Source organism: Magnetococcales bacterium, from assembly GCA_015231175.1.
Lineage (GTDB): Bacteria > Pseudomonadota > Magnetococcia > Magnetococcales > DC0425bin3 > HA3dbin3.
Genome location: JADGBZ010000014.1, coordinates 40330 through 61014 on the forward strand (window position 1 = coordinate 40330; position 20685 = coordinate 61014).

The 20685-nt window shown below is 56.7% G+C and carries 14 protein-coding genes and 2 tRNA genes; 11 read left to right on the forward strand and 5 right to left on the reverse strand.

What is annotated here, in order from left to right:
* Positions 1-162 precede the first annotated feature (162 nt).
* From HQL63_05260 to erpA, 3 genes are all read right to left on the reverse strand, one after another.
* Positions 163-236 (reverse strand) — tRNA-Gln (locus tag HQL63_05260).
* Between the two features lie 274 nt (positions 237-510).
* Complete coding sequence (lon, locus tag HQL63_05265; protein ID MBF0176243.1) at positions 511-2982, reverse strand: endopeptidase La; 2472 nt, start codon at positions 2980-2982, stop codon at positions 511-513.
* Between the two features lie 383 nt (positions 2983-3365).
* Positions 3366-3728: an iron-sulfur cluster insertion protein ErpA gene (gene erpA, locus HQL63_05270; protein MBF0176244.1), complete on the reverse strand. Its 363-nt coding sequence runs from the start codon at positions 3726-3728 to the stop codon at positions 3366-3368.
* Positions 3729-3856: 128 nt separating this feature from the next.
* Between erpA and HQL63_05275 the strand changes: the two genes are divergently transcribed.
* From HQL63_05275 to typA, 5 genes are all read left to right on the forward strand, one after another.
* Positions 3857-4339 carry an NUDIX domain-containing protein gene (locus tag HQL63_05275; GenBank protein ID MBF0176245.1) on the forward strand — a complete coding sequence of 161 codons (483 nt, stop codon included), beginning with the start codon at positions 3857-3859 and terminating at the stop codon, positions 4337-4339.
* Positions 4340-4665: 326 nt separating this feature from the next.
* The gene (locus HQL63_05280; GenBank protein MBF0176246.1) at positions 4666-4815 is read left to right on the forward strand and encodes a hypothetical protein; all 150 of its coding nucleotides are present in this window, start codon (positions 4666-4668) and stop codon (positions 4813-4815) included.
* A gap of 218 nt (positions 4816-5033) precedes the next feature.
* Positions 5034-6068 (forward strand): GDP-mannose 4,6-dehydratase, encoded by a 1035-nt coding sequence (gene gmd / locus HQL63_05285; GenBank protein ID MBF0176247.1) that lies wholly within the window; start codon positions 5034-5036, stop codon positions 6066-6068.
* A 180-nt stretch (positions 6069-6248) separates the two neighbouring features.
* Positions 6249-8009: a lipid A export permease/ATP-binding protein MsbA gene (msbA, locus tag HQL63_05290; protein MBF0176248.1), complete on the forward strand. Its 1761-nt coding sequence runs from the start codon at positions 6249-6251 to the stop codon at positions 8007-8009.
* 18 nt (positions 8010-8027) lie between these two features.
* Positions 8028-9860 (forward strand): translational GTPase TypA, encoded by a 1833-nt coding sequence (typA, locus tag HQL63_05295; GenBank protein MBF0176249.1) that lies wholly within the window; start codon positions 8028-8030, stop codon positions 9858-9860.
* Between the two features lie 12 nt (positions 9861-9872).
* Here typA and HQL63_05300 read toward each other — a convergent pair whose 3' ends face one another.
* On the reverse strand, positions 9873-11303 hold the full coding sequence (locus tag HQL63_05300; protein ID MBF0176250.1) for a glycosyltransferase: 1431 nt from the start codon (positions 11301-11303) through the stop codon (positions 9873-9875).
* 36 nt (positions 11304-11339) lie between these two features.
* Positions 11340-13202, reverse strand: a complete 1863-nt coding sequence (locus HQL63_05305) for a hypothetical protein (GenBank protein MBF0176251.1) — start codon at positions 13200-13202, stop codon at positions 11340-11342.
* Positions 13203-13369: 167 nt separating this feature from the next.
* Here HQL63_05305 and metF point away from each other — a divergent pair, with 167 nt between their 5' ends.
* The 6 genes from metF to HQL63_05335 all read left to right on the forward strand — a co-directional run bounded on the left by metF (position 13370) and on the right by HQL63_05335 (position 19968).
* Positions 13370-14356 carry a methylenetetrahydrofolate reductase [NAD(P)H] gene (gene metF, locus HQL63_05310; protein MBF0176252.1) on the forward strand — a complete coding sequence of 329 codons (987 nt, stop codon included), beginning with the start codon at positions 13370-13372 and terminating at the stop codon, positions 14354-14356.
* Between the two features lie 74 nt (positions 14357-14430).
* Positions 14431-17304 carry a DNA gyrase subunit A gene (gene gyrA, locus HQL63_05315; protein MBF0176253.1) on the forward strand — a complete coding sequence of 958 codons (2874 nt, stop codon included), beginning with the start codon at positions 14431-14433 and terminating at the stop codon, positions 17302-17304.
* Positions 17305-17310: 6 nt separating this feature from the next.
* Positions 17311-18579 carry a serine--tRNA ligase gene (gene serS, locus HQL63_05320; GenBank protein MBF0176254.1) on the forward strand — a complete coding sequence of 423 codons (1269 nt, stop codon included), beginning with the start codon at positions 17311-17313 and terminating at the stop codon, positions 18577-18579.
* A gap of 20 nt (positions 18580-18599) precedes the next feature.
* Positions 18600-18689, forward strand: a tRNA-Ser gene (locus tag HQL63_05325).
* 251 nt (positions 18690-18940) lie between these two features.
* Positions 18941-19210 (forward strand): hypothetical protein, encoded by a 270-nt coding sequence (locus HQL63_05330; GenBank protein MBF0176255.1) that lies wholly within the window; start codon positions 18941-18943, stop codon positions 19208-19210.
* Between the two features lie 476 nt (positions 19211-19686).
* Complete coding sequence (locus HQL63_05335; GenBank protein ID MBF0176256.1) at positions 19687-19968, forward strand: DUF4351 domain-containing protein; 282 nt, start codon at positions 19687-19689, stop codon at positions 19966-19968.
* The last annotated feature ends 717 nt before the right edge of the window (positions 19969-20685 follow it).

Genomic DNA, 20685 nt, shown 5'->3' on the forward strand with positions numbered 1-20685 from the left:
TATAGATATATTTTATCGTGATGCCTGCAACCCATGGTGTTTCACACGAGAGAACACCCGCCATCCTCTAAGGCGACAGATAAGGCGACAGAAGAGCGGCTCTAGACGCAACCAAGCCAAGCAGGCGGCGCAGGCATGCACCGGGTCTGGGAGAGGAGAAAATGGCTGGCGGACTAGGATTCGAACCTAGATTGGAGGAGTCAGAATCCTCTGTCCTGCCGTTAGACGATCCGCCAAAACCAGGGCGACATTCTCTTCAGGTCTCGTGCGGGTGTCAAGCCTTCTCCATGGGGTAAACCAGAAATCTTGCCACCGGGATAACCACTGACAAGAAGCAACCATTCACCACCAGGCAATGAACCGAGGTCCAGGGGGCTGGCTCCCTGGCAGCTCCAGGTCGGAGTTCTGGTGGGGTTCGGGGCAAAGCCCTGACAAAGGCTTTCATATCCAAGCCTTTTTTGAAAGGGTTCTGAATAGTCAGTGCAAGAAATGCTTTGGCATGCCGGATGCCTATTTTCCGAAAACGATGCGGGCCACCTCCGGGTATTTTTTGACAAAATGGACGGTGAACCCCTCGCGGATGTGGTCGGGAACCTCGCTGTAATCCTTGCGGCAGGCCTCAGGGAGGATCAACTCCCGGATGCCGACGCGGCGGGCGGCGATCACTTTTTCCCGGATACCGCCCACGGCCAGCACTTGCCCGGTCAGGGTGATCTCACCGGTCATGGCGAGGCGACGCGGCACGGCCTCCTGTCGCATGAGCGAGAGCAGGACGGTGGTCATGGTGATGCCGGCGGAGGGTCCATCCTTGGGGGTCGCTCCCTCGGGGACATGCAGGTGGATGGTTCCCTCGATGTTGCTGAGATCGCCCTCCAGATTGTCGGCATGGGAGAGCAGGTAGCTGTAGGCAATCTGGGCGGACTCCTTCATGACGTCGCCCAGGGAGCCGGTCAAGGTGATGTGGGCCTTGTTGGCGTCGGAGCGGACACGCACCGCTTCCACGTCCAGGGTGGCCCCACCCATGGCCGTCCAGGCCAGGCCGGTCACGATGCCGATGCCGCTCAACGGCTTCTCGTCCCGAAAATCGGGTTTGCCAAGAAAGGACTCCACCTCCATGCGGCCAACGCGGATGGGCTTTTCGGTTCCATCCAGAATGCGCACGGCGGTTTTGCGGGCGATGGCGCCGATTTTTTGTTCCAGGCGCCGCACGCCGGCTTCGCGGGCATAACCATCGATGATGGTCCGCAGGGCGTCCGTGGCAATGCGCAAATCACCCCGGGCAAGACCATTCTTGACAAGCTGTTTAGGAATCAGATGATGACGGGCGATGCGCAGCTTCTCTTCGGCAATATAGCCGGAGAGGCGGATCACCTCCATGCGGTCCAGGAGGGGGCGCGGTATGGTGTCCTGCTGGTTGGCGGTGCAGATGAACAGCACCTTGGAGAGGTCGAAACGCACGTCGAGATAGTGATCCAGAAACTCGGTGTTTTGCTCGGGATCAAGAACCTCCAGCAGTGCGGAAGCGGGGTCGCCTTGATAACTGGCGCCGATTTTATCCACCTCGTCGAGCATGATGATGGGGTTGGCCACCTTGGTGTGGCGGATGGCCTGGATAAATTTGCCCGGCATGGCCCCCACGTAGGTGCGGCGATGGCCCTTGATTTCAGCTTCATCCCGCATGCCGCCTACAGAAAAGCGGTAGAACTCCCGACCCACCGACCGGGCCACCGACCGGCCTACCGAGGTCTTGCCTACACCTGGAGGGCCAACCAATAAAATGATGGAACCGCCAATCTCACCCTTCAACTTGCCGACAGCGAGAAACTCCAGGATGCGTTCTTTCACGTCATCCAGGCCATCGTGGTCGTCGTCCAGGATGCGGCGCGCCCGTTTCAGATCCACCTTGTCCTTCGAGTGAACCCCCCAGGGGAGAAGAGTCAGCCAGTCAAGATAGTTGCGGGTGACGCCATATTCCGATGAACTGGTCTCCAGGATGGCAAGTTTGTCCATCTCCTCGCGAATGCGATTTTGCCCCTCTTCCGAAAGAGTCAGGCTTTCGATGCGTTTGCGGAACCTCTCCAAGTCAGCGGTGCGGTCATCCTTGGTGATACCCAGCTCTTTTTGGATCTCCTTGAGTTGCTCACGTAAAAAAAAGTGGCGTTGGTTGTCGGAGATACCCTCTTCGACCTGTTTGGAAATTTTGTCCTGGAGTTTGACGATCTCCAGCTCTTTTTTGAGCAGGGCCAGAACCTTCTCCATGCGGGTCACGATGGGCAGGGTCTCCAGGACTTCCTGGAGCTCTTCCCGGCTGGAGCTGGTCATGGAGGCGACAAAATCCGCCAACCGATTGGGTTCGCTGAAGTTGTGACGCGACAGGAACATCTTGACCTGCTCCTGATAGAGCGAGTCATATTTGAGGATCTCTTTCAGGGTGTTGATGACCGCCATGGTGTAAGGCTTCAAGGTGTCTGGATCCATCAACTCCGTGGCCGAGTCGTGGTGGATCACCCGGGCGCGCAGGGGACCGTCTTCCCCGGTCACGATCTCCCTGATTTCAAATCGCGAAATTCCCTCCGCCAAAAGTTTGACCTGCTTTTCCGACTCGTTGATGGCGGCTTCAAGGATGCGAACCACGGTGCCGAAGCTGAAAAGCTTTTCCGGGTTGTATACCTCCTGCCCCTCCTCGGCGCGGCTCAGGATGATGCCGAAAATTTTTCCGGGGGAGTTGAGCGCCCAGCGTATGGTCTCATAATAAGGGGAACCTTCGACCTGAATGGGTGTCAACATGCCCGGAAAAAATGGCCGACCACCCAGGGGGTAGAGTACCAGCTCTTCCGGGAGCACCTCATCGAACCGCATGGGCGAGTTGGAGCCGTCGGATGGGGGGGAGGAGGCTTCGGTTGGTTCAGCACTCGCATCCGTGTCGTTTTCTTCCGACTCTGCTGGTGGGGGAGATGCTTTTTTGGGTGGTTTGCTGGCCATGCAAGGGTTCCTCGACGCTGATCTGAAAATAGAAGAAAACTGGCGCCTGCCCGGTGCTCAACAACGCATCGGGGTCCAGGGGGCTGGCTCCCTGGCAGGGTCTTGGACGGTGTCCTGGTTCGGGGCGCAGCCCTGACAGTAACTATTCACCACCCGACCACGCATCGGGGTCCAGGGGGCTGGCTCCCTGGCAGGTCCAGGACAGAGTCCTGGTGGGGTTCGGGGCGAAGCCCTGACAAAGGTTTTCATATCCAGGCTTTTTTCGAAAGGGTACTGAGCCACATCGGAGAACCCGGGGCGGAAATCCAGGAAGGGTGAAAATGCCTCTGCAAAAAAGGGACGACAGGGGGGGGAGAAAATTTTCTCCCTCCCCCCTCATGGGGTTAATGCGCGTGGCCACAGCCACCGCCACCCTCGGGCTTCGGGCTGAACGAATTGCCACAGCCGCAACTGCTGGCGGCATTCGGGTTTTTGATCACGAAATGCGATCCGTTCAAATCGTCAACGAAATCGACTTCGGCGCCGCGCAGATAGTTGAGGGACATGGGATCGACCAAAACGCCGACGCCATTTGACTCCACCAACAGGTCATGGGCATCCTGGTTTTCATCGAAGGTGAAACCGTATTGGAAGCCGGAGCAACCGCCACCGGAGACGAATATGCGCAACTTGAGGTTGGGGTTGTTCTCCTCCTGGAGGAGGGAGGTGAGCTTCTGCGAAGCGTTTTGCGTCAATGTCAGGGACATGGTGGGGGGAGCTCCTGTGCTGGTCGTTGGATGTTCGCATCCGGGAGGTCAGGTCACATTGTCGATAGATACGCAGTCGGCCTATTGTAGCGAAATCGTCAGCCGGAGCAATCATGAAAGCGCAGGATATGGCCATGATGAGATATTGTCCCTTGTGCGCCCAGGCCCTGATCGAGAGGGAGATGGAGGGTCGGGTTCGGCAGGCCTGTCCCGGGTTGGGGTGTGATTTTGTCCACTGGGACAACCCGGTGCCGGTTGTGGCCGGGATTGTCGAGGTGGCGCGTGGGGTTGTTTTGGCCCACAACAAGGCTTGGCTGCCAGGCAAATATTCGGTGATCACCGGTTTTCTCGAACGTGGGGAGAGTCCCGAGGAGGGGGTGCGGCGGGAGTGTCGCGAAGAGCTGGGGTTGCAACCCCTGTTCGTTGCTCTGGTCGGCCTTTACCCCTACGTCAGGGCCAATCAGGTCATCATTGCCTACCACCTGAGCGCCGAGGGGGAGATCGTGCTGGGGGAGGAGCTGGACGATTATAAAATCATTCCCAAGAGGAAGCTCAAGGGGTGGGATTTCGGGACAGGTCTGGCAGTGACGGATTGGTTGAAAAGGGGGTGACCGGAGAGTGGCACATTGCTATGCGATGGTCAAAGAGGTGAAGCAACGGACAGGGGGGCGGACGGATATCTTGCTGACCTCCGATGAACATGCGTCCTACAAACCGGCTATTGAATCAGCCTATGCGGCTGAAGAGCAGCGACCGCAACAGCGCAGTTCCAAGAAGGCTAAACGAACCATGCCCAAGAACCTGTGCTATGCGACAGTCCGCAAGGAAAGATCGAACGCCTGCCATGTCCGCAGGCCTTGCTGATCATATTTGGTCAACCCGGGAGTGGGTGACGTTTCCAGCAAGGCCGATTAGGTCACCGTGAGACACCACCCAAATGCTGACCCATATCCAGGTCGATTTGTTGATTCAGGCCATGGCCACCTTCGGCGCCGAACACAACGGCATCTCCTGGGAGCAATCCCAGGCTCAGTATGGGGACGAGACCCGCGCCATTCTGGCGACCCATTGGGAAAGGGCGGCGTGAGCTGGAAGGGCACTGAATCGCCACGAATATTTCTGCCGTCAGGGTCTCCGGGCCGGTGCCAGGTTTGGCGCGGTGCTGATCGTGAAGCATTGTGTCGCAAGGGATTTGGGCTTAGGTTATGCCGCAAATCGGCGTTGGAGGCGCCCTTCGTTGGGAGATTTTGCCGCCTGCCACCCGTAGGGTGTGGCCAAAGGGGATCCGCCAAAGGGGAGACGATTGTGAGCAAGGTTGCTTTGATCACCGGAATCACCGGCCAGGATGGCGCCTATCTGGCGAAACTGCTCCTGGAGAAGGGTTACGCCGTTCACGGGGCGTGCCGGCGCAGTTCGTCACTGAACCTGTGGCGGTTGGAGGCGTTGGGCATCCAGGACCAGGTCAACTATGTCCCCCTGGAACTGACGGAGTTCACCAATATTCTGCGTGTGATCGAAAAGGTCAAACCGGACGAAATCTATAACCTTGCTGCCCAGAGCTTTGTCCACGTTGCCTTCGAGCTGCCTCACTATACCTCCATGGTCAGCGGCATGGCCGTGTTGAATTTTCTGGAGATTATTCGCGAGGTCAATCCGTGGATTCGTTTTTATCAGGCTTCGACCTCGGAAATGTTCGGCCAGGTGGTGGAGATCCCCCAAACGGAAAACACCCCCTTCTATCCGCGCAGCCCCTATGCCGTGGCCAAACTGTTTGCCCACTGGATGGTGGTCAATTATCGGGAAGCTTACAACCTGCACGCTTCGTCTGGCATCCTCTTCAACCATGAGTCCCCTTTGCGGGGCATGGAGTTTGTCACCCGCAAAATTACCGCCGGATTGGCCAGGATACGCCATGGTCAACAGGATTTGCTGGAGCTGGGCAACCTGGATGCCCTGCGCGACTGGGGCTTTGCCGGCGATTATGTAGAGGGAATGTGGCGCATGCTGCAACAGGAAAAACCCCAGGATTATATCCTGGCCATGGGCAGCAACAACTCCGTGCGCGAGTTTGTGGAGATCGCCGGGCAGGCAGTGGGGTTTGATCTGATCTGGGAGGGTTCCGGCGCCGAGACCCTGGGAAGGGACCGGAAGAGTGGCCGGGTTTTGGTGCGTGTCAATCCCGAATTTTACCGCCCTGCCGAGGTTGAACAACTTTGTGGCAACCCTGCGCGCGCCAAAGCCGATATGGGATGGCAGCCCAAGGTGGACCTGAAGGGACTGGTGGAGATGATGGTCCACGCCGATATGGATCGCGCCGCCCGGGGTCGGATCCAGTTTTGATGTTCGCACCACCACAAAGCCTGACATGAAAACAACAGTTCAGCCCCCTCTCAAGAGAGGCTTTGACATGAAAGCCCTTGTTAGAGCTTCGCCCCGAACTCCACCAGGACGCTGTCCAGGATCTGCCAGAGAGCCAGCCCCCTGGACCCCGATGCGTCGTCAGGCGCTGAACAGTTACACATGAAACGGGTATTGGATCAAGCCCGCCTGGAGCTGTTGCGGCGTTTCTGGTCTCTGGTTTGGCCTTACCGCTGGTACCTGCTGCCTGCATTTGTGGGTATGCTTCTGCTGGCTGCCACCGATGGGGCCATTGCCTACTTTGTTCAACCCATTCTGGATCATGTGTTCATCAATCAGGACGCGACCACCCTCTACTCCATGCCGTTCTTGCTCCTGGGCATTTTCGCGTTGCGCGGTGCCGCCTATTTTGTCCAACGCTACTGCATGGAACTGGTCGGCAACCGGGTGGTGCGCCAGCTTCAGGTCGAGTTGTATCGCCACCTGCTCTCCATGGACATGAGCTACCTGCACTCCCAAAGCGCCGGCAGCCTGATCTCGCGGGTCATCAACGACACCAATCTGCTCAAGGGGGCCGCATCGACGACCATCTCCAACCTGCTTGGCGAGGGGTTGTCGGTCCTGTTTCTGGTCGGGGTGTTGTTTTACCGTGACGCCAAATTGGCCTTGATGGCCATGATCGGCATGCCCCTGGCTGGTTATCTGATCATCCATTTTGGCCGTCGCATGCGCCGCTACAGCCGAACCCGCCTGGAATTGATGGAAGGGGTGGTTGCCCATCTGGAGGAGAGCATCTCCGGCTTGCGGATCGTCAAGGCGTTTTGCATGGAGTCTTTTGAGCGGGCCGCCTTCCGCAAGGAGACCAAGGCCGTTCTGAAGAATCAAATGCGTGCCGCCGTGGTCAACTCCCTTTCCAACCCATCCATGGATCTGGTGGCCGGATTTGCCATTGCCGGGGTTGTTTTCTATGGCGGTCAATCGGTGATCGATCACACCACAACGACCGGCAACTTTTTTTCCTTCATCACCGCCCTGCTGATGGCCTACACCCCCATCAAGCGGCTTTCGGGCTTGAACAACTCCCTCCAGGAGAGTTTCGCCGCCATCGACCGTATTTTTCACTTTCTGGACATCAAACCCCAAATCGTCAACCCGCCGCAGGCGATCGCGTTGCCGCCCATTCGTCACGCCCTTCGCTTTGACGGGGTGACTTTTGCCTACGGTCCGGGACAGGAGCCGGTTCTCAAGGAGATCGACCTGGAGATCAAGGCCGGAGAGAAGGTGGCCCTGGTGGGCGCCAGCGGCAGCGGCAAGAGCACCCTGGTCAACCTCGTGCCACGCTTCTTCGACTGCACTTCGGGCCGCATCACCATCGATGGCCGGGATATTCGGGAGGCGACCCTGACTTCGTTGCGCGCCCAGATTTCCATGGTGACCCAGGAGATCATTCTGTTCAACGATACCATTCACCGCAATATTGCCTACGGGGATCGCAATCGCACTCCCGAGGAGGTCCAGGCTGCTGCCATGGCGGCCAATGCCCAGGAGTTTATCCTGGGTTTCCCCGCCGGTTATGCGACGCGCATGGGTGATCGGGGCATCATGTTGTCCGGCGGGCAGCGTCAACGGGTCTCCATTGCCCGTTCCCTGCTCAAAAATGCCCCGATCCTGATCCTGGACGAGGCCACCAGCGCCCTGGACACGGAAAGCGAGCGCGCCGTCCAGGGAGCCCTGGATGTTCTCATGCAGGGCCGCACCACCCTGGTGATTGCACACCGGCTCTCCACCATCCGCAATTGTGACCGGATCGTGGTGTTGGAGGCCGGACGGATCATCGAAATGGGCACCCACGAGGAGCTGTTGGCCAAAAACGGTGAGTATGCCCGTTTTCACCGGTTACAGTTCGACTATGACACCCCTTGAGAAACGAGACAAAATCCGATGGATTCCGTAGACCATCTGCGCAATATTGCCATCATCGCCCATGTCGATCACGGCAAGACCACCCTGGTGGATAAATTATTACAACAATCCGGCACCCTGGAATCGCGTGGGCCGATACGCGAGAGGGTCATGGACTCCAATGACCTGGAGCGGGAGCGCGGCATCACCATCCTGGCCAAGAACACGGCCATCCGTTGGGGCGAATTCCGGATCAATATTGTCGATACCCCGGGGCATGCCGATTTTGGCGGCGAGGTGGAGCGTGTGCTCTCCATGGTGGACTCCGTCCTGCTGCTGGTGGATGCCGTCGACGGCCCCATGCCACAGACCCGCTTTGTCACGCGCAAGGCCTTTGACATGGGCATCACCCCCATCGTCGTCATCAACAAGGTGGATCGCCCCGGTGCTCGGCCCGACTGGGTCGTGGACCGTACCTTCGATCTTTTCGACCGCCTGGGCGCCACCGAACACCAGCTGGATTTTCCCATCGTCTATGCCTCGGCCCTGGAAGGTTGGGCCATTCTGCACCTGGATGAGCCTCATACCGATCTGGGCCCCCTGTTTAAAACCATCATCGACCGCGTCTCTCCTCCCAAAGTGGATCCGGAAGGATCTTTCCAGATGCAGGTGTCGGCCATGGATTACGACAACTATGTCGGCGTGGTTGGTGTCGGTCGCATTCAGAGGGGTCGCATTCTGACCAACAATCCGATTGTGGTGGCCGCTCCAGATGGAACCCGGCGTCCAGGCAGAATATTGCAAATCTTCTCCTACATGGGGCTGGGTCGAACCGAAGTTCCGGAGGCCTCGGCTGGCGACATCATCGGCTTTTCCGGTGTGGGTGGCCTGGGCATTTCCGACACTCTTTGCCATCCGGATTGTGTGGAGCCTCTTCCACCCCTGGTGGTTGACGAACCGACCATCAGCATGACCTTTCAGGTCAATGACTCACCCCTGGCCGGTCGCGAGGGTAAATATGTCACGAGCCGCCAACTGCGTGACCGCCTTTTTCGGGAGCTCGAACACAATGTGGCCCTCAGGGTGGAGGAGACCGAAGATGCGGATAAGTTCAAGGTCTTCGGGCGGGGTGAGCTGCACCTGGGCATTTTGATCGAAAACATGCGCCGGGAGGGGTACGAACTGGGCGTCTCTCGTCCCGAGGTGATCGTGCGCACCCAGGATGGCAAGCCGACCGAGCCCTATGAACAACTCACCGTGGATGTGGAAGATCAGCATCAGGGCGCCATCATGGAGGCGCTGGGCAACCGCCGTGGCGATCTCGCCGACATGGTCCCGGATGGTCGGGGTCGGGTACGGCTCGACTACATGATCCCGGCCCGGGGATTGATCGGTTTTCTGACCGAATTTCGCACCCTGACCTCAGGCAGCGGGTTGATGTACCACGTTTTTGATCACTACGGCCCCATGATTCAGGCCACCATCGGTCAGCGTAACAATGGCGTCCTGGTGGCCAAGGAAGATGGCAAGGCGGTCGCCTACGCCTTGTTCAACCTACAGGAACGGGGTCGTCACTTCATCGCTCCAGGCGAGATTGTCTATGAGGGGATGATCATCGGTGTCCACATTCGCCGGGGGGATTTGGTGGTCAACCCTATGAAGGGCAAACAGCTCACCAACATGCGGGCCTCGGGCAGCGATGAAAATGTCATCCTCACTCCGCCCTTGCGTCTCAGCCTGGAAGAGGCGCTCGAATTCATCGACGATGACGAACTCGTCGAGGTCACCCCGCGCAGCATCCGCCTGCGCAAAAAGCAACTGAAAGAGAATGACCGCAAGAAGTCCAGCCGCTCACGCGCCCCAGCCGCCTGATGCAACACCGAGTCAAATGCTTTTCAGTTTGCGATAGGCCACAATGACCATGCGCAGCAAGAGGAAACCATCTCTGAAACGTGATATTTGTGTTTTCCCATAGCTTCTTGCTGCGTAATGAACGGGTATCTCCAGCATTTTGAGGTTGAGTTTATTGGAACCGAAAATCATGTCGAAATCTCCAAAAGGGTCCAGGTTGCCAAAAAAGTCACGCATGGACACAATCTGAAGAAAGTGTTTTCTGGTCAATACCTTCACACCGCACAGCGTGTCGGTATACCGCTGATTCAGTAGCCAGGAAAATATGTACGAGAATGTGCGGTTGGCCAGAAAATTCAAGAAGCGCATGGCCTGGTCGCTCATGGGGTAGATCATGCGGGTGCCGTTGATATATTCACCCATGCCGCTGGCCAGGGCCTGGTGGAACTTTGGCAACTCCTCAGGCGGAACGGTCAGGTCGGCGTCGAGGATCATGACGACCTCGCCGCGTGATTCCTGAAGCCCCTTGCGGACAGCGTCCCCCTTGCCCCGACCGGGCTGTTTGAAAACCTTGATATCCCATAGTGGGTTGGCCTCCTTGACACGCACGCACTCTTCGAAGGTGCCATCCTGGGAATTGCCCTCGATGAAGATCAACTCCAGATCCTGGCAAAACCTGGGCATCCTTGTGATGGCTGCGGCAATGTTGCCCTTTTCGTTACGGCAGGGTATCAGGATGGTTGTGGTCAGCTCCCGAGGGGTGGCGCTTTTCAAGGATCGAGCCACGACGTAGCTGCGGAGGCACAACCCCTGGATCAGGGGCAGGGTGCCGATGTAACGGTTGATGAGAGGGCCAAGACCGAATGATTTTATGGGAAAAAGAAGGCGCCACTCGTTTTTGACCGTTTCAAATGAAGCCAATGCCAACAGATTTTGGATGTCTTGTGTCGACATCCAGTTGTGTTCCACGTCGGGAATACGCATGCCCAACCACCCGGCCAATTTGAGTATGGGCGCCCATATCCAGGAGTAGTAGGTGACGACCAGGCGGGTGTCACGGGTACAAAAGGGGTGGAGCTGATCCAGTGTGGCCTGGCAATCTTCCAGCTCTCCCAGGGTGTCGCCGAGAATGATAAAATCGAAGGATCCCTGCACCCTCGCCAGAGACTCCTTCTGTTCGATATCTCCCACGATAAATTCCAGGTGCGGGTATTTGGCACGCGCCAGTTCTACCATCCTGGGACTTAATTCCACACCGACGCCGCAGGATGGTTTGAGCCGGACAAGACGATCGCCAAGGTTGCTTCCCAACTCCAGTACGCGCACCCCTTCGGGAATCAAATGACGCAAATATTTCCAATCCTGTTCATGGAAAAATAAATTGCGACGGGTATACCAGTCCCGGCTGCCTGCCAGGTTGTTTTTGATTTCAAGAAGGCGTTCTTTGCGTTTCCGTGTGCAGATGGCTTTCTTTTTGAATAACACGTCGGACTCTTTCTTTTATTGTTCTTTTGTCGCAAACGGGTGGTCGCCGTCATTCATCTTCAAAACAATCATGCCTTTTATTTCAGGATGTTCCAGAGAGAATCCACCCTCGACATAATAGACAGGATGGTAAATTTTTTTCAACATGTCGAGCATGTTCTGTCCATAGCCGTCACGTCCCCCCATGTGGGGGTGGCCATATTCCGGTGTTGGACGGAACCAGAACAGGATATGGCGAGGTTGATTTTCGATGATCTTTTGCGCCAAGACATCTTCACCGAACACAAGCATGTCATCGGGGAAGAGGCTCTGGATTTGGGTGGGGTTGACGACTTTGTAAAGAAAGTTGAACATCAAACCTTCGGGAATGACGAACAAGGTGTCGTCGGGGCGCAATTGTTGTTTGGCCCAGATGGCAAAACGTTTATGTACCATGGAAGACAAGCTGAGAGCGGGAGGCAGGGCCAGAAAGCGGTTTCTGTTCTCCCCGACAGGGAAAGTCATGTGGCGGTAAGCAGACTGGGACTGAAGCCACACCCCCGTGATGATGAACAGGGCATAGATCGTATAGATGATTTGTATGTGTCTGGCTTCAAGGGGCTTTCCCTGGGATATCAGCCAGCGCGGGATCAAGCCGGTCAGAAAACCAAAAAGAGAGAGAAAAGCAGGAGTGACCAATACGAATCCATAACCGAACAGCGTGGAATCAAAAAATTTTCGTGACAACAATACCAAGGACAACATAAGCCAAACACCTAAAAACGACAAGGCCTGATAGCCGGCATCCCGGATGTTTGGTTTCAGAATTCCATGCACGACAACAAACATGATTATAAACGATAAAACAACAATGCCTCTCGGGGCTGTCATGATACTGAAATGTCTCCAACCGAATATCGATATTTCATGGATTGTCAAGGCCAGAATGGCCAAAAATAGGCCAATTTTCCACAGAGGAGGCTTTTTGTTGATTCCAAAAACCCAATAGCTTGTTCCGATAAAACAAGTTTGAATGGCTGCTGAATAAAGATCTCTCAATATGCCTGGTACGGATCGATCCATGCCGGAAATGTGGCTTTGGAAAAAAGAGTCTGCGAGATATCGTGCTCCGATGATCGACCATGACCCTCCCACGGCGCGCAGGGCCAGGTGGGGAGGGAGGACCATTGAAAAGTAACCTAAAAAAGCCAGTGCGGGCAACATGGCGATCAGCACGAGCTTCCATGTGCATTGCCGAAAGGTCAGCCATCGTGAGGGGTGGTGACGCAGAAGCAAAAAGAGAAATGCACAAAAAGCGGCTATGGCCGCGACGAAATATTCCGGTTTGGTCAAAAAGCAGAGGCCAACGAACAGGGACGACACATACAGGCTGCCTGGTTGTCCCTTGCGAAAAAAGTGTGTCAAAGCGGCAAGGATAACCAATATGCTGATGAAACCATGGGTGGCGGCATGGCTGTAAGGGGCAACAAAATCAAAACTGCCTTTCCCGGGATCGATGCGGGGAAACACACCCATGACCATAAAGGTCAGAGAGGCGAGACATGCGGGAAGCCAACCCAGCCAACTGCTGAAAAGATACAGGATCAGGCCTGTGGCCATGGCCGCCAGGATCAAGTTGACACCAAACAGGGTTTGTACCGCCTCTCCCCCCACAGCCATCCACAGGGCATTGAAATAGCTGGAAAACGGGCCGTAAATCTGGGGCAGATCCTTTTGCAGCAGTTTGCCATGGAGAATTTGCCAGGGATAATAGAGTTCCCGTCCAAAGTCCATGGTGGGATCGGCCCAGCGCAACCAGGAGAGGTGGGTCAAAGCGACGAAGACGAGGCCTGCGAGGAGAATACTTGCCGCTTTGGGAAAAAATGCTTCTCTGTTCATATCGGGAGCGTGTATGAAAACGCGCGGTTTCTGAAGCCACCTGGCCGGCCTGCTGTTTTTGGTGGGGGCCTTCCCGTAGCGGGAGAAGCTGTCCGGGAGTTTGGAATCATGACACACTTCCAGGCACAATCAAACAGGTGGTGGTCAGGGCGCCAGGGTCAACGCATTTGAAAATGGGTCAGCGGCACGCCATTTTGAATGCGATTGCCCTGCTCTTGTCACCGTCTTCCCTTTTTTCCAACCCGGGTATCCATTATCATGCGGGGATGGCTACCTTCGACATCAAAATTCCCGGACGACCCCTGCTCTCCTTTGAATTTTTTCCGCCCAAGACTTCGGCTGGCGAGGCGCGCTTCTGGGAGTCCCTGGTGGCGTTGGCGCGGTACCAGCCGGATTTCATCTCCGTGACGTATGGAGCAGGAGGCGGTGACCGGGAAAATACGGGCCGCTTGGTGTGTGAGGTCCAGGATCGTCTCTCTCTGACCGCCATGCCCCATCTGACCTGTATCGGGGAGAGTCGGATCAACCTGGAAGCGCTTCTGAGTCATTATGAACAAAAAGGGATCACGCATGTCATGGCCCTGCGTGGTGATCGCTCTGACCAGATGCCCCCGGACGCCCTGACGCAAGGCGCTTTCGGATCCGCCGACGCTTTTGTGACCTTCATTCGACAACGATATCCACACTTGCGCATCGGCGTAGCTTGTTATCCCGAGTGCCACCCGGAGGCCAAGGATCGGCAGGCGGACCTGGCCTACTATCGCCGCAAGATCCAGGCAGGGGGTGATTTTGCCATCACCCAGTTTTTCTACGACAACGACGCCTACGAGCGGTTTGTGGCCGATAACCGCCAGGCAGGGGTCTGTGTCCCCGTGATTCCGGGCATTATGCCGATCACAGACTTCAAGCAAATCAAACGGTTTGCAACGCTTTGCGGCGCGCAACTTCCCGGGTGGCTGGTTGCCCGGTTGGAAGAGGCCAGGGAGGATCCTGTGGCCATGCAGGAAATTGGCATCGACGTGGCCATTCAGCAGTGTCGTGACCTGCTTGACCGGGGTGCGCCGGGTTTGCACTTTTTCACCTTGAATCGGGCCGAGGTCGTTGGTCGCGTTCTGGAAGCCCTGCATGGGGCGCCGACGTGGGGCGGGAGCTGAAAAAGAGCTGCCGGGCAACTGCCGTTTCACGGCACATGGTATCATAATCCTGTCGCAGCGGAACTGAAACAACGATGACTGAACCCTCTCCAGAGTCCAAACGCATTCCTGTCAATATTGAAGACGAAATGGAGCGCTCGTATCTTGATTACGCGATGAGCGTGATCGTGGGGCGTGCCCTTCCTGATGTGCGCGATGGTTTGAAACCAGTGCATCGGCGCGTGCTCTTTGCCATGAACGAGTTGGGCAACGACTGGAACAAGGCCTACAAAAAATCCGCTCGTGTGGTTGGCGATGTCATCGGCAAATATCATCCACATGGCGATGTGGCGGTTTATGACACCATCGTGCGCATGGCCCAGGATTTTTCCATGCGCCACGTCCTGGTGGATGGACAGGGCAACTTTGGTTCGGTGGATGGAGATTCGGCTGCGGCCATGCGTTACACCGAAGTGCGCATGATGCGCCTCGCCCATGAACTCCTCGCCGACATCGACAAAGAGACCGTTGCCTTTGGCCCCAACTATGATGGATCTCTCACAGAACCTCTTGTCTTGCCAGCCAAGTTTCCCAATCTGCTCGTCAATGGCTCCTCGGGTATCGCCGTGGGCATGGCCACCAACATTCCTCCCCATAACCTGGGCGAGGTGGTGGATGCCGTGTGCGCCTTGATCGACCAGCCGGATTTGAGCAACCGGGATTTGATGGCCATTGTTCCCGGCCCGGATTTCCCGACCGGCAGCACCATCCATGGCCGCTCCGGCATCCTGAGCGCCTACGAATCGGGCCGTGGGTCGATCGTCGTGCGGGCCAAGACCAGCACCGAACCCCTCAAGGATGGACGCCAAGCCATTATCGTCCATGAACTGCCTTACCAGGTGAACAAGGCCCGCCTGGTCGAACGCATTGCCGAACTGGTGCGTGACAAGAAGGTGGTCGGCATTTCTGACCTGCGCGACGAATCGGACCGCGAGGGCATGCGGGTGGTGGTTGAACTGCGCCGGGATGCCCACCCGGATGTGGTGCTCAATCAGCTGTTCAAGCATACCCCCATGCAAAGCTCATTTGGAGTCAATGCTTTAGCTCTTGTAAACGGGCGACCGGTCACGCTGGATCTCAAGGGATTTTTGCGAGAGTTCATCACCCATCGGCGCGAGGTGGTCACCCGGCGCACCTTGTTCGAGCTGACCAAGGCCAAAGGTCGGGCGCATATCCTGGAAGGGTTGACCGTCGCTTTGGCCAACATCGATCGGGTCATCGAGCTGATCCGGGCGGCCCGCAATCCAGCCGAAGCCCAGACAGCCCTTCTGGCCGAGTTGTGGGAGCGGGGGCCCGTCGAGGTCATGCTCCTGGCGGCCATGCCAGCCGGCAACCTGGGTGACGATCAGGCCGGACGGCTGGTCTCCCCGCAGTTTGTCGATGGGGGTTACCGTTTTACCCAGGAACAGGTCCAGGCCATCCTGGAGATGCGCCTGCAACGCCTGACCGGCCTGGAGCAGGATAAAATTCACGACGAATTCAAGGAGCTTCTTGCCGAAGTCGTCCGGTTGGAGTCGATCCTGGCCAATGACGATGTTTTGATGGGGGTGATCAAGGGTGAACTGTTGTGGATCAAGAGCGAGTTCGCCGATCCCCGCCGCACCCGCATCGTCGGGGATGTGGGCGATTTTTCGGTGGCCGACCTGATCCCGGAAGAGGAGACGGTCGTCACGGTCAGTCACGCCGGCTACGTCAAACGCCAACCCGCCGAGGATTACCGCGCCCAGCGCCGTGGCGGAAAAGGCAAAAGCGCCACCGGCATTCGTGACGAGGATTTCATCGAACAGCTCTTTGTCTCCTCCAGTCATGACACGATCTTCTGTTTTACGGATCGAGGCCGGGTTTTTCGTCTCAAGGTTTACGAAATTCCCACGGGAGGACGCGCCTCCCGAGGCAAGGCCCTGATCAACCTGCTGTCGCTGGAGCCCCATGAGAAGGTCCGGCAGATTCTTCCCTCCTCGGTTCCGTCCGCAGAACAAAACCGCTGGGACATGCTTTTTGCCACCCGGCGCGGGCTCGTCAAAAAAACGGCTCTGTCGGCTTTTGCCAACATTCGCACCAACGGCATCAAGGCCATTACCTTGATGGAGGGTGATGACCTGATCGGCGTTGCCCTGCTGCCCATGCTGCCCTGGGAAATTGCCATCGAAGTCCAGGAGGGCGATGCGGAAGAGGATATCGAAGGTGATATCGACGGGGATGATGCGGCAGATGGCGAAGGCGCCGCCGAGACAGATGAAGCAGCCGGAAGCGAGGAGACGCTTCCATCGGTTGAAGGTGGTGAAACGGAAGAGGAGCTCTCCGACGATCCCCAACGCCCCCCCGGACGGATTTTGCTCTTTTCCCGCAGCGGCAAGGCAGTGCGTTTTCGTACCCACGCGATTCGCCGCATGGGCAGAACGGCCCGGGGCGTGCGGGGCATCAAGTTGAAGGGTGATGACCAACTGATTGCCCTGACGGTCTTGACTCCGGGTTGCCAGGTGCTGACCATCACCGAAAAGGGTTATGGCAAACGGTCCCAGGAGAACCTGTTTCCCACCAAGGGGAGGGGTACCCAGGGGGTTATTGGCCTGCTCACCAACGTTCGTAACGGGCCTGTGGTCGGGGCCTTGAGCGTGACTTCCGGTGATCAGGTCATGGTGATCACCGATCAGGGAACCCTGCTGCGCACCCCGGTGGATTCCATCCGCATGACAGGTCGCAGCACCCAGGGCGTTACCATCCTCAATGTTGCGGAGGACGAGCGTATCTCCTCCGTGGCCCGTATCGCCGAGTCGGAAACGGACGAGGGGGGCGTCGCCCCGAACGGAAGTGACCAGAGTGGGAGTGAAGTGGTCGCCATGGATCATGCGGAGAGTGAGACTTCCGGCCTGAACGGCACGGAGAGGCCCTCTCCCGACGGGGAGTGAAACGCCATGCTGGACATCAAACAAATCCGTGACCGGACCGATTGGGTCGAAGGGCGCCTGCGCACACGTGGCGGACGCTACGACCTGACCGCTTTTCGTGCCCTGGAAGAGGAAAAACGCGCCCTGCAAACAGAAACGGAAGGGTTGCAGGCGGAGCGCAATACCCTCTCCCGGGAGATTGGCATCCGCAAACAACAGGGCGCGGACGCGGCGGATCTGCTGGCGCGCATGAAGGATGTCGGTCCCCGTATCAAGGAGCTGGAGTCGCGTTTGCGGGAACAGGAAGAACGTCTGCAAAAGCTTCTGCTGGAGTTGCCCAATCTGCCGCACGACTCCGTTCCGCATGGCGCGGATGCTGATGGAAATGTTGAAGTCCGGCGTTGGGGTGAACCCCGTTCCTTTGCGTTTCAGCCCCTCAACCATTGGGATGTGGGTGAGCGCCTGGGTATCCTGGATTTTTCTGCCGGCGCCCTGCTGGCCGGGGCGCGGTTTACGGTATTCCGGGGCGCCGGGGCCCGTTTGACACGCGCCTTGATCAGTTTCATGTTGGATCTGCATACCAACGAACATGGCTACACGGAGATTCTCCCCCCCATGCTGGTCTCTCCGGCCTCCCTGCTGGGGACCGGACAGCTGCCCAAGTTTGAGGCCGATCTTTTTGCCACCCGAGATGATGCGCTTTATCTCATTCCCACCGCCGAAGTGCCCCTGACCAATCTGGTGCGCGAGCGGATTCTTGACGCCAGCGAACTTCCCCTGAAAATGACGGCCTGGACGGCCTGTTTTCGTCGTGAAGCAGGCGCGGCTGGTCAAGACACACGTGGCCTGATCCGCCAGCACCAGTTTGACAAAGTGGAGCTTGTGCAGATCACCAAACCCGAAGAGAGTTATCAGGCCCTGGAGGCCTTGACCCTGGATGCGGAGAGCGTTCTGCAACGCCTGGAGTTGCCCTATCGGACCATGGCCCTTTGCACGGGTGATCTTGGCTTTGCTTCCGCCAAGACCTATGATCTGGAGGTCTGGTTGCCAGGTCAGGGACGCTACCGCGAAATCTCCTCCTGCTCCAATACAGAGGCTTTTCAGGCGCGGCGCATGCAAGCCCGGTTCAAAAGAGACGCCTCAGGCAAGGCCGAGCCACTCCATACCTTGAACGGTTCGGGCGTCGCCGTCGGGCGGGCGCTGGTGGCTATCCTGGAAAATTTCCAGCAGGCCGATGGCAGCGTGGTGATACCCGACGCCCTGCGGCCCTATATGGGAGGGCGCGAAAAATTGTAGTCCGTCACGAGCGGGCCGAAGGATGGGTGGCCGAGTGGTTTAAGGCAACGGTCTTGAAAACCGTCGTACTCGTAAGGGTACCGGGGGTTCGAATCCCTCCCCATCCGCCACCTGTCTCTTCCGATTGACTCGTCCGACCCGGTTCCGGGCATTGCGGTGGGGCTCCCTTGCGGATTTCGATGGACTGGAGAGGTAAAATCTTGGACAATTCGGGCATGGAGAAGCTGTTTCCGGGTGGCCCAAGGCCACATCCTCAAATTTCAGGCGTGGACCATCGGTACCTTCTCCCGTCAATCCTCTCTCAAGGCTCTTTGAAAAACAGAAACGGGGACGAATTGGGGCTGTTTATCGCAAGTCATTGATGATGCAGTCTGCTGAGAAGAGGGAGACAGAGGAGTCAGAGCTTTTGGATGGTCGTGCAACAAAAACCTGCTGGCACTGTCTGGTCGGCGCAACGCTGAAAATGTTGTTGGAACCCGTCGGCATTGAGGTGCGTTCCGAGGTCCAGGTCGTCTCTCTCCCACCCAAGGCAGACCTGATCCTGATTCAGCGAAAGGCAGGTGGTTGGACGGAAGCGCAGCGTCTGCTCCTGGCTGACGGTTTGCGGGATCTCGATGAGACCACATTTTGATCGAAATCAAGGTCACCGAAAACTTGCATGAAGGTGTTCTGACCCAGATCACGGTATATGACACCTTGTACCTGGAAACCGCTCGTTTGGAGCGGCAGCAGCTGCGGAGCGTCATTATCAGTTCCACAACTCCTCAAAAGGATTTCCTTGAGCGGTTCGCCTTTGAACCCGTTGGACCAAGCGGCGTTTATGAAAGCAGACCACGATGGGGTGGTACCGTCCGTCTGATCTTGCTGAACGAACTGGCGGATGAAGCCCAAAACGCGCCTTTGAAGTGTTTTGCCAGTCGGCGTGAGGAGCGGGCAAAAGCATTCGCGACAGTCAAACGTACAGGGCTGTTCAGGCTCTCTGTTGCATTTGAACGAATCATGGTCGGCCTATGGAGGTTGCTGATGAAAGGTGCATTGGGTATTCCAGAAATTGAGGGCATTACACCCGAATACGTCTCCCAGCTTGGGAAGGAATGGTTCGAATCAATGGTGGACATGACGCCCGACGAGGAGCTTTTTTCCCTACCAAAATTTGGGCATCGGCTGGTGCAAGAACATCAGGAAGGCCGCCAGGAAGGCCGCCAGGAAGGCGAGGCCATCACATTGCTTCGAATCCTACGCCGTCGTTTTCCCAACCTGCCCGCCTGGGTTGAGTCAAAGGTTCATGCTGCCAATCTCGATACCCTGGATGCGTGGATAGACAGGGCAATTGATGCACGCTCACTGAACGATGTTTTTGGCGACGAGGTACCCGACGGAACGACGTAGTCGCAACCTATTGAATCGCATCATGTCAATGCTTCAGTTCAGTATCATTCGGCCACCAACAGGGAGTCGGAAAGCCTCCGCTTTGTAAAAATTTCGTAAAGATTTTTCTCAGAGAATTTTCTTTTGTGGGCGGCTCTTGGTCCGCCACCCTATTTGCCCATAGGCTTTCTCACGCTCCCAAAGAAACCGCTTATCCCCTCCCAAGTCGGAAAAATTCTTCAATAATTCCAAAGGTTACGAAGTGGCCTAGGTCTTGGTTCACTCGTTCAACTCTACCTTCTGCCACCCCAAAAATGGCCATTTCTTTCTCCCCTTGCCCGGTTTCTCCGTTTCAACTATACTGTGGCCAAAAAGGTATAGTTAACCCATCTTTAACATGCTATTTTATTATAAATTTAAAATCAATCAGTTGCGCGATGATTTTTTGGCGAGTGGCACTGCAAACGTGTCATTCTTTGATTTTATGGGTTCAGACGAGCATTTTTTTCACTCCACCTGGATTGGAATCAAGGTTGAGAATTTGGTAGATCATCTTCTGGTTTGGTTCTGCCCGGGTTGCTTTCCGTATATGGAGAGTCCGGCCATCTGGACGTTGGAAGGTGGCTGTGACCCGGGACTGGCCAGCGAGTGTTTTGCGTAGAGTACTCCAACGGTCGGTGATTCCTTTTTCGCGTAACTGCCAACGGATAATCTGCACAAACTGGTACGCAAGCACCG

What these genes read in the sequence shown, in the direction of transcription:
- erpA (MBF0176244.1), bottom strand. Translation starts at nt 3,728, where the DNA reads ATGTCCCTGACATTGACGCAAAACGCTTCGCAGAAGCTCACCTCCCTC.
- HQL63_05305 (MBF0176251.1), bottom strand. Translation starts at nt 13,202, where the DNA reads ATGAACAGAGAAGCATTTTTTCCCAAAGCGGCAAGTATTCTCCTCGCA.
- serS (MBF0176254.1), top strand. Translation starts at nt 17,311, where the DNA reads ATGCTGGACATCAAACAAATCCGTGACCGGACCGATTGGGTCGAAGGG.
- HQL63_05335 (MBF0176256.1), top strand. Translation starts at nt 19,687, where the DNA reads ATGGTGGACATGACGCCCGACGAGGAGCTTTTTTCCCTACCAAAATTT.
- msbA (MBF0176248.1), top strand. Translation starts at nt 6,249, where the DNA reads ATGAAACGGGTATTGGATCAAGCCCGCCTGGAGCTGTTGCGGCGTTTC.
- lon (MBF0176243.1), bottom strand. Translation starts at nt 2,982, where the DNA reads ATGGCCAGCAAACCACCCAAAAAAGCATCTCCCCCACCAGCAGAGTCG.
- gyrA (MBF0176253.1), top strand. Translation starts at nt 14,431, where the DNA reads ATGACTGAACCCTCTCCAGAGTCCAAACGCATTCCTGTCAATATTGAA.
- HQL63_05330 (MBF0176255.1), top strand. Translation starts at nt 18,941, where the DNA reads ATGATGCAGTCTGCTGAGAAGAGGGAGACAGAGGAGTCAGAGCTTTTG.
- HQL63_05280 (MBF0176246.1), top strand. Translation starts at nt 4,666, where the DNA reads ATGCTGACCCATATCCAGGTCGATTTGTTGATTCAGGCCATGGCCACC.
- HQL63_05275 (MBF0176245.1), top strand. Translation starts at nt 3,857, where the DNA reads ATGGCCATGATGAGATATTGTCCCTTGTGCGCCCAGGCCCTGATCGAG.
- typA (MBF0176249.1), top strand. Translation starts at nt 8,028, where the DNA reads ATGGATTCCGTAGACCATCTGCGCAATATTGCCATCATCGCCCATGTC.